Annotated in this window: 8 protein-coding genes and 1 pseudogene; 1 reads left to right on the forward strand and 8 read right to left on the reverse strand. The window is 43.2% G+C overall.

What is annotated here, in order from left to right; translation table 11 throughout:
• Positions 1-9: 9 nt before the first annotated feature.
• From ACLTD4_RS02105 to ACLTD4_RS02120, 4 genes are all read right to left on the reverse strand, one after another.
• The gene (locus ACLTD4_RS02105) at positions 10-672 is read right to left on the reverse strand and encodes an MgtC/SapB family protein (protein ID WP_006772927.1); all 663 of its coding nucleotides are present in this window, start codon (positions 670-672) and stop codon (positions 10-12) included.
• The gene (locus tag ACLTD4_RS02110; RefSeq protein WP_006772926.1) at positions 672-1,514 is read right to left on the reverse strand and encodes a carbohydrate ABC transporter permease; all 843 of its coding nucleotides are present in this window, start codon (positions 1,512-1,514) and stop codon (positions 672-674) included. Before ACLTD4_RS02110 ends, ACLTD4_RS02105 begins: the two co-directional genes overlap by 1 nt.
• 12 nt (positions 1,515-1,526) lie before the next feature.
• On the reverse strand, positions 1,527-2,417 hold the full coding sequence (locus tag ACLTD4_RS02115) for a carbohydrate ABC transporter permease (protein WP_006772925.1): 891 nt from the start codon (positions 2,415-2,417) through the stop codon (positions 1,527-1,529).
• A 105-nt stretch (positions 2,418-2,522) separates the two neighbouring features.
• Entirely contained in the window at positions 2,523-3,890 is a 1,368-nt protein-coding gene (locus ACLTD4_RS02120) for an ABC transporter substrate-binding protein (protein ID WP_025529843.1), read from the reverse strand.
• A 306-nt stretch (positions 3,891-4,196) separates the two neighbouring features.
• On the opposite strand from ACLTD4_RS02120, the gene ACLTD4_RS02125 reads away from it, so the two are divergent.
• Positions 4,197-5,015: an MBL fold metallo-hydrolase gene (locus ACLTD4_RS02125; RefSeq protein WP_025529841.1), complete on the forward strand. Its 819-nt coding sequence runs from the start codon at positions 4,197-4,199 to the stop codon at positions 5,013-5,015.
• 70 nt (positions 5,016-5,085) lie between these two features.
• Here ACLTD4_RS02125 and ACLTD4_RS02130 read toward each other — a convergent pair whose 3' ends face one another.
• The 4 genes and pseudogenes from ACLTD4_RS02130 to ACLTD4_RS02145 form a co-directional block, all read right to left on the reverse strand.
• Positions 5,086-5,754 carry an ABC transporter substrate-binding protein gene (locus tag ACLTD4_RS02130; protein WP_412331091.1) on the reverse strand — a complete coding sequence of 223 codons (669 nt, stop codon included), beginning with the start codon at positions 5,752-5,754 and terminating at the stop codon, positions 5,086-5,088.
• A gap of 17 nt (positions 5,755-5,771) precedes the next feature.
• Complete coding sequence (locus ACLTD4_RS02135; RefSeq protein WP_412331092.1) at positions 5,772-7,265, reverse strand: extracellular solute-binding protein; 1,494 nt, start codon at positions 7,263-7,265, stop codon at positions 5,772-5,774.
• A 671-nt stretch (positions 7,266-7,936) separates the two neighbouring features.
• Complete coding sequence (locus ACLTD4_RS02140) at positions 7,937-8,146, reverse strand: hypothetical protein (protein WP_003503778.1); 210 nt, start codon at positions 8,144-8,146, stop codon at positions 7,937-7,939.
• A gap of 79 nt (positions 8,147-8,225) precedes the next feature.
• Positions 8,226-8,628, reverse strand: a pseudogene (locus tag ACLTD4_RS02145) (transcriptional regulator); the annotation flags it as partial.

Genomic DNA, 8,628 nt, shown 5'->3' on the forward strand with positions numbered 1-8,628 from the left:
TCATTTATATCAATTTTCCAGTGAAATCGTACCTTCCCCAGATGCAGCCAGACTCATAAGCCTGATCCTGTCATATCCAGCCGGAAATAGAACAGATGCTTTAATATCATATTTTCCATTTTCCTTCTGACTCCAATCCACTGAAATAATATCTATCTGTTCTTCCGACAATACACTTCTTAATTCATCAATTCCGGCGCTTTGATTCTTAAGCACCAATTTGACAACTTCACCTTTTCGTTCTTTCCCTGTAAAAACCTCTTGATGAAGCAGGATCTGGGCCAGGACAATGAAAAATGCGGTTACTACTCCGATATAATACAAGCCTGATCCCACTGCCATACCAATTCCTGCTGTAGCCCAAACACCAGCAGCAGTCGTCAAACCGCTTATAGAATTATTTCTTACAAATATAATTCCCGCTCCCAAAAAGCCGATACCGCTGACAATCTGGGCCGCAACACGGGAAGCGTCATAGTCTGGGATATCCGAAAATCCATACTTGGATACAATCATGATCAGAGCCGCCGCAAGCGACACAATTGCATGAGTTCTGATCCCCGCTCCCTTATTCCTGCTTTCGCGTTCATAGCCGATAATGCAACCGCAAATACAAGCGACAACAATCCTGAGCAGCAGCTCTGACTGCGTCATAAAACTGTAAAAATCCATCAGCCTTTCAAACCTCCCTGCGATACTCCGGATACAATCTTGTCTGCCATAAAAATATATATAAGCAGCGTTGGCATAAATACAATCACAACAGAAGCAAACATTCCTGCGTAATCTCCCGTAGTAACCATGGACTGTATCGTAGAATAAAGACCAACGCCAATTGACTTGAGCTTCTTATCATTCGCAAATACAAGAGCCATAAAATATTCATTCCACTTTCCTATAAAGTTAAATATGGTTACAGTCACGATTGCAGGCTGAATAAGTGGAAAGATAATGCTCCAGAAAGTTCTTATCGGCCCACAGCCATCAATTGCCGCTGCTTCTTCATAAGTAACCGAAATATTGTTATAGTAAGACATCAAAAAATATGTAGTAAATGGTATGGAAGTAGCCGTATACAAGATAATCAATGTCAGCCTGGAATTCGTCATGCCAATTGCATTGACTACTGAAATCAGAGGCATAATAATCATAACACTGGGAATCCCCATACCAATTACCATGAGCTTCTGCAAAAAGCGATTTCCCCTGAAGACATAGCGCTGCAAAGCATAGGCAGCTGGAGCAGAGAACAAAATAATCAGAATACAGGATGGAACCGTATAGATCACTGAGTTTACCAGATTCAGCAAAGCATCGTTTGCAAATAATGCCTTTATGTAATTCTCAATATGGAAGCCGGAATGAAGAAGTTTATCAGTAAAAATCTCTTTTGTGGTAGAGAAGGAGGCCAGGACAATCCAGCCAATCACTACAATCGTAAACACAGACCACAAGCCAACCAGTATGTGCGCCGGCAGCGCTTTTAATATTCTTTTTCCTTTTTCTTTATTCATCTGGCTTTCCCCCTAATATTCATATTTCTTATCTTTAACAAGCAAATTGGTTGCTACAAATAAGATAATGATAATAACCGTCATCACCACTGCTGATGATGCCGCCACACCTGCATTTGATTCTACCGACACTTCGGTGCCAAACAGTGCATTATACGTATAAACCATAGGCGTAATCGTAGTAGCGCCGCCAAATACCAGTGATAATGCGAAGAATCCAATCACCTTATTGGACCAAAGAGTCAAAGATGACTTAACTGTACTGGCAATGAGCGGAAAGGTGATATAGATCATCTCATGAAGTCTGTTAGCCCCCTCCAGTCTGGCCGCCTCATAAAAGTCTTCCGGTATCCCTTCAATCGCTGCCATATATGTCAACATATAATAGCCTACCGAACTGAACACATAGGCCACGCACATAGCTGTGAATATGTATGACGGCGAAGTCCACGGAATCTCAGCCAGCCCTTTCAATCCAATGGCATGAAACACTTTTGCAAGCAGGCCAAACTTATTATTAAAAACGTACAGCAGCCACATATAGCCAATAGCAATTCCCGAGATAACATTCGGCAGGTAAATAATCGTCCTGTAAATACCTTTCCCTTTAATTCCTCCAACCAAAAGCACCGCAAACAGAAAAGCCAGTCCCAATGCCGCAATTCCACAAAACAGCCAGATCTTGGCAATATTAATCATGGATATACGAAACAATGGTGTAGAAAATAGTTTTGTAAAATTATCCAGCCCCACAAACGACCATTGGGAAATCGGAGTCGTTACATTGGACATTTGAAACAAGCTCATTGCCGTAGTTCTCACCGTAGGATAAAGAAAAACAAACATATATAGCAAAAAAGCCGGTCCCAGGAAAATAAACAGTGTACTTTTTTTTGTTTTCATAGAATATACCTCCTCCAATGGTTCGTCACATCTGTTTTTGTGAGTAACCGCAACAGTACGGCTGCCGCATTTTAGTTAAAAACGGCAGCCCATTCTGTTTTTTTATTATTTCGGTCTGCACTCGCTAATAAACTGTTCTGCAGTGATCTGCCCTGCATACAACTTGATACATGCAGTTTCTATAATTGGCTGTGTATCACTATTCATGCGGATAGCCGTCTGAGACGGATAGCGGTAGGTCAACTGATCAAACACCGTCTTTGCATCTTTTAAAGCTTCCGGCCATTGGGCATCATTTGACATCGGTATAGCCGCAGCTTCTTCCGACATCTTTTGATCCCATTCGCCTGTGGTCAGATACACAGCAAATGCGAATGCCGTATCTGGATTTTGACACTGATTATTTATAGCAATTCCATAGGAACCGTAAGCGCCTGCTTCCAGACCGTCTACACCACCCGGAACCGTGGTAAATGCAAATTCTCCCCAATTAAAATCAGAACCTGCCGTATCCTTCACCTCGTTTGGAAGCCATGTTCCATTTAAGTACATAGCTATCTTTTCTTCCAGCACCATCTCCTGCTGCCCTAAAGGAAGCGTATTGGACCCCACATTCGATGCAAAATATCCCTTCGCTACCATATCCTCGAATACTTTTGCCGTTTCAAGCACTGCCGGATCATCCCACAATTCACCTGTTGTATCGTAAGCCAGCTTCTCAACAAAATCATTTCCTTTTAATCTGGAAAGATAATAGCCAAACATATTCTCCGCATATTTGTCATCCGTAGTAATTGGCGTATACCCTGCGTCTTTCAGAGTTTGACAAACCTCCGTAAATTCCTCCCATGTAGTAGGAACTTTGGTTATTCCCGCATCCTCGAATATAGTTTTGTTGCAGAACCACATGAATGCCTGCGGACAATACGGAACGTAATACAGCTTATCATCACCGATCTGGCGGGCCAGTGAAACCATGGAGGGCATAATTACATCTATGTACTTCTCACCGTTTGTGGTGGGATACGTCTGTTCATAATAATCATCCAACGGAATAATCGTATCCATCCAGTATGCCTGAATATTATCTGCATTCGCATCGTACATATCAATCTGTTGTCCGCCCTGCAGCGCTGGATTAACCAGCTTTCGGTTATCTCTTCCATTAAATGTCAGATCAATCTTCACCTCCGGATATAATTTCATAAACTCCGCTGCCGCTGCTTCTATTACTTTAGCCTGAGGTTCTGTAGAGTTCCAGCTTGACCAGTAACTTAAAGAGCCGGAATACTGTGGACCGCCGGCTGTCTCCTCCACTCCGCTTTCCTCTTTCACCTTTTCCGTCTGCTCTGTCTTTGCCGCCGTCGTATCCGCACCTCCATTAACAGTTGACGAACTTCCACAGCCTGCCAGGGTCGATGTACAGACAGCTGCCAGAACCGCTGCTGTAGTGAGTTTTTTTAATACCTTCATCTTCATCCTCCTCAATATGTTTTTGCGTTAAAATATCTTACGATTTTGTTATATCACTTTTATTATAACGTGTCAATATATTTTTTATTATTTTTGTTAGTTTTTCTTTCTTTTATTTATTATTATTTGTGACATTCTTTATTTTAAAGCATTTATGTCAATTAAATCGTTATAAATATTAAGTTTTTAATTGTTAAGTTTTTTTGTGTTACAAAATTTTATCTTTACTTACGTAATTTTCCTTGACAATACATGGGAACGGTTCTATTATAACGTTATAAAATTTCTTTTTTAATGGAGGATACTATGAAATTACAATTAAACGGAACCGGTGCATCTGAAGCTTTTCCATCTCTATTTTGTACCTGTAAATACTGCACAGAAGCAAGAGAGCTGGGAGGTAAAAATCTTCGCCGGCGCACAAGCTCATGCATTGACGAAAAAATTCTTATCGACTTTTCTGCCGACACGTATGCACTCAGTACACAAGCACACGTTGATTTAAGCAAAATTCATCATCTTATTGTAACCCATTCTCATGCAGACCATTTTTTTCCTACAGATTTTCACTATCTACTCCCCCCTTTCTGCATTGAACCGCATCCTTTCACGATATACGGAAATTCATCTGTCCATAAAAAATTCAAAGAAGAGCATAGAGACAATGCGGCACTGCTCTCGCATGTAAAGTTCTGCGAATTGACAGGAGGCGTACCGTTTTTCATTGATGATTATAAGATTACTCCTGTGTCCACGCTGCACGATGCAAAAGAGGACTGTTTTATTTACATTGTGGAAAAAGATTCCAGAGAACTGCTCTACGCTCACGACAGCACCTTCTTTCCTGAAGAAACATGGCGCCATCTGAGTAGTCACCGTTTTTCTCTGGTCGTCTTAGATTGTACCAGTATAGAAGTCGGACACCATTTTCCAAATCACATGGGGCTCCCTGATAATATACTGGTAAAAGAACGGATGCAAAAAGAAGGCATGGCCAATGAAAATACCCGGTTTGTCATCACTCATTTCGCCCATACCTTTAATCCGCTTCACGAACATACAGATTCCCTGGCCCGTACTAACGGTTTCATCGCCGCATTTGATGGAATGGTACTGGATATCTAATATTTCTGCAAAACAAAAAAACGGAAGGCATGTAACTATACGACGTCTTCCGTTTTACTTTAAAATGATGTTAATTTAATAAATCACGTTCTATAGCCTTCTGCGCAGTATCCAGCGCCTCTCCCGGCTCCATTACACCGACGCTCACGTTCTTTACAGCAGTCCCCAGAATGCTTAAAAATTTCCGTTCATTAAATGGTTTCATCTGATCCGGCGGCCGACGCCGGGTCTCTGACATAGCGAAACAATCTTTCGATAATTCGAGCCATGGAAAAACATCAACAATATCGTATATCTCATACGTTTTATTACAGGGAGAGACGCTTCCAAGCGCCGCCAGCGCCGAGGCCACCGGTTCCCTGGTCATCCATTTGATAAACGCCAGAGCATCCTCCGGATGACGACTCTTCTTTGCAATCCCCAATGATCCTCCTCCTATCAAAGGATTCCTCCCTGGAACAAAAGCACACCCCACTTTATCAATGATTTTTGACTGATACCCCAGAATCTCGGAGGCATAATTGCTGAACATAATGGACATTGCCACATCTCCATCGGAAAAAGCCTTTGCTGAATCCGTCCACCACGGCACATTGGCTGGACCGATGCACTTCATAGACTTCATCAAATCATGCAGGGCGCGCACTCCAATTTCATTGTTGATCTCAATATGTCCATTCTCCTGGTAAAGATTTTTCTGGTAGCTGAAAAATCTGGTAAGGAATTCTGTCGCTGCCACCCCCGTATTTCCAAGAGTCAGACTGGTGCCATACCGAACCGGCGGGTTCCATTCATTTTTTTAGTAAAAAAACCTGCAATCCGATTAAATGCCTCAAAGCTTTCCGGAACCTTCAACTCTTCACGATACATCTCCTGATACTGGCGCCTCATCGCCACATTTTCAAACAAATCCTTGCGGTAAAAAAGCAACTGGGCGCTGGGCGTCACGGGAAGTGCATAGACCCTTCCATTTACTTTGGAATATTTGTCCGTAAGCGCCGGTATATATTCCGGAAATATCTCAGAAATATCAGGATCAATCTCATCAATCGGAAGCAGTATTTTATCAGCAAACCACGACAGCCATGTCACATCAATTCGAAAAACATCAAATATTCCGAAATCTTCACAATTCACAAACGCCTCATATATTTCATCATAAGAGAATACTGCTATCTTTACCTCTGTTCCCGTCTTCTCTGTGTAAAGTCTGGCAAGGCCTTTCATGGCAAGCGCTTCCGGACTCTCCAGGGCCAATACATTCAGACACTTCGTCCCGGGTTTTTTCAGTTCTATCTGGTGCCACTTTCTCTGTCCATCATTATCCATGATGTGGTTTTCCAGCTTCGGTTTGTCCTTTATGGATTTAATCAGATTCTCTGCCACCTCTCTACCGAGATAACTATAGTTCAATTCATACTTGCTATAGTCTTTTTCAGGCAGTGTGAAGACCGGAGCAAGCGTGTGTATGGGCAACTCATCTTTTCCGGAAAAAGAGTTCCTTATCTGTCGTATTTTATCCGCAAAGCCGATATTCGTCGTAAAAACCGCATCAACTTTCCTTTCCCCGATCAATGCAGTCAAGACCGTATGGGAGATTCTTCCCGCATCCGTGGAAATGTGGGTTACCGTGCAATCCCCCCCTACCTTTACCATCTGCTTAAATGCTTCTGCAAACTCATTTTCATTCGAAAAACGTGTGGAACCAGTAAATACTAAAATATCCTGATACCCTCTTCTCACGGCAGATTCCGCCATCTCCCGACCTGCTGCAGAGTAGTCGAAACCATAATAATCAGCCGTAAACTGGGGCCTCCGCTCAACAAAGCAGACATTAGTAAAACCGGCCTGCCCATACTTGTTTTCAGAACCTTCCAAACACGAAAACACCGCTATCCCTTCACTCATTGCAGATTTTGCCTGCTGAATCAGAAGAAGTTCCTCCTCCGGATTATCATTAGATATAAGAATATTTGTAGTATAGCCATTTTTGATCGCATAAGCCCTCAGACTGGTATAAAAATCGCGATAATGCCTGAACTGAATATTAGGCAAAATAACCGCTATAATATTGCTGCTCCCCTTCCTCAACATCTTTGCTTTTTCGTTGATAGTAAAACCCAACTGCTTTGCAGCCTCTTCTACTACCTTTATTTTTTCACTGCTAACATTTCCCTTCCTGTTCAGAACATTTGAAACTGTCCCCTGGGAAACACCCGCCAGATTTGCTACATCTAATATTGTCGCCATACGATATCCACATCCCATCTGTTTTATAACGTTACAAACTTATAATTCTATCATAACACATTTTCTTTTCTTCTGTAAAGAAGGTAAGGACACATAAATACTTAGCAATCAAATTTACTTGTCTGATTTAGTATGGAATAAAGTTAATTACCAGGCAGATTAGGTCAGTTTACAAGGAACTACACGCAGACCACGAAACGGGGGCTGCTGACAACAAATAAAGGCTGAGTATCAAGCACCGGGAAAGTGCGAGATATTCAGCCTGTTTTGTTGTCAGGGGTTTCCAAAGGGGCTTGCCCCTTGGCACACGACTTTGCTCGCAAAGTGTAGTGTGTTATACGCTCTGTCGGCGTTGCCGTGAAAATGCCGTTGCCGCCGGAGAGGGCAAGGGCATTTGAAGCGGCAGGAAAGCAGGGCTGTGATTGCGTGGCGTGGAGCCGCAAACGCAGGACTGGTTTTATCAGCAGACAGGGCGTATATGAAAGCCCCCGTTCCTCGTCCCACGCCGGACTTCGGGACAAAATGTCCCGAACTTGTGGACACACTCACGAAAAAACAGACGGATTTTTCTCTCAAAATTGAAATGGGCGGGAAGCCGTTTTAGGGCTTTGCTATTTCCCCGATAAACTTGAAGTTGTACTTATGCACAGGCAATCAAGCATCCCGTTTAATCAAAGCGGCATCGGAGTCCGGGCAATCACAATGACTGCCAAAACAGCGCCCGCAAACGCTGCTGCGCCGATAACTGCCGCCGTTTTTTTGCTGAGGTTCTTCTTTACTGCCTTACAGATTAGCATGGCGCAAACCACGCAAACAGCCGCAACCGCAAGCGCAATAACCAGCGTCTCCCATAACCATGAAAGTTCGTATAATATTCTCATTCGCTCACCATACCTTTCTCTTGCAAACTGGAAGTTACTTTTTCATATACACGCCTTTGCCAAATCCCGATTTATCCCTTTACTTTCTCCCCCGCTGCGGTTTTGGGTTTTTCAGCAAGTCCGACTTCTGCGCAATCCTTTTCAGCCACTTTCTTTCTTCCTCCGACAGCTTCCCATAGTTCAGCTTGAGCCGTTTACAGATAAACGCCATCGCCGCCTGTTCCGGGTCGCTGCCCGGAGTGGACGCTGCTTCTGCGGCTTGCAAAAAATCTTCCAGAGGATTGTCCTCCGGGACGCTGAAAAAATCGTCCTTATGGGCTTCCCGCAGGTCAAGAGCTATCTTGTTTATGTCCTGCTGTATCACATAGCGGCAAAAGCTGTCATCGTCAATATGGGCGGCGACAAGCTGCCTTAACTGCGGGTCGGACAAGCCGGGATTGTGCTGCTTCATAATGGTTGCGCTCACAGCGTCTACAATGGCG

The organism is Hungatella sp. (genome assembly GCF_046966825.1).

Excerpts from the sequence above, each read along its gene's own strand:
- ACLTD4_RS02135 (WP_412331092.1), bottom strand. The coding sequence starts at position 7,265 with ATGGCGACAATATTAGATGTAGCAAATCTGGCGGGTGTTTCCCAGGGG.
- ACLTD4_RS02105 (WP_006772927.1), bottom strand. The coding sequence starts at position 672 with ATGGATTTTTACAGTTTTATGACGCAGTCAGAGCTGCTGCTCAGGATT.
- ACLTD4_RS02140 (WP_003503778.1), bottom strand. The coding sequence starts at position 8,146 with ATGAGAATATTATACGAACTTTCATGGTTATGGGAGACGCTGGTTATT.
- ACLTD4_RS02125 (WP_025529841.1), top strand. The coding sequence starts at position 4,197 with ATGAAATTACAATTAAACGGAACCGGTGCATCTGAAGCTTTTCCATCT.
- ACLTD4_RS02115 (WP_006772925.1), bottom strand. The coding sequence starts at position 2,417 with ATGAAAACAAAAAAAAGTACACTGTTTATTTTCCTGGGACCGGCTTTT.
- ACLTD4_RS02110 (WP_006772926.1), bottom strand. The coding sequence starts at position 1,514 with ATGAATAAAGAAAAAGGAAAAAGAATATTAAAAGCGCTGCCGGCGCAC.
- ACLTD4_RS02120 (WP_025529843.1), bottom strand. The coding sequence starts at position 3,890 with ATGAAGGTATTAAAAAAACTCACTACAGCAGCGGTTCTGGCAGCTGTC.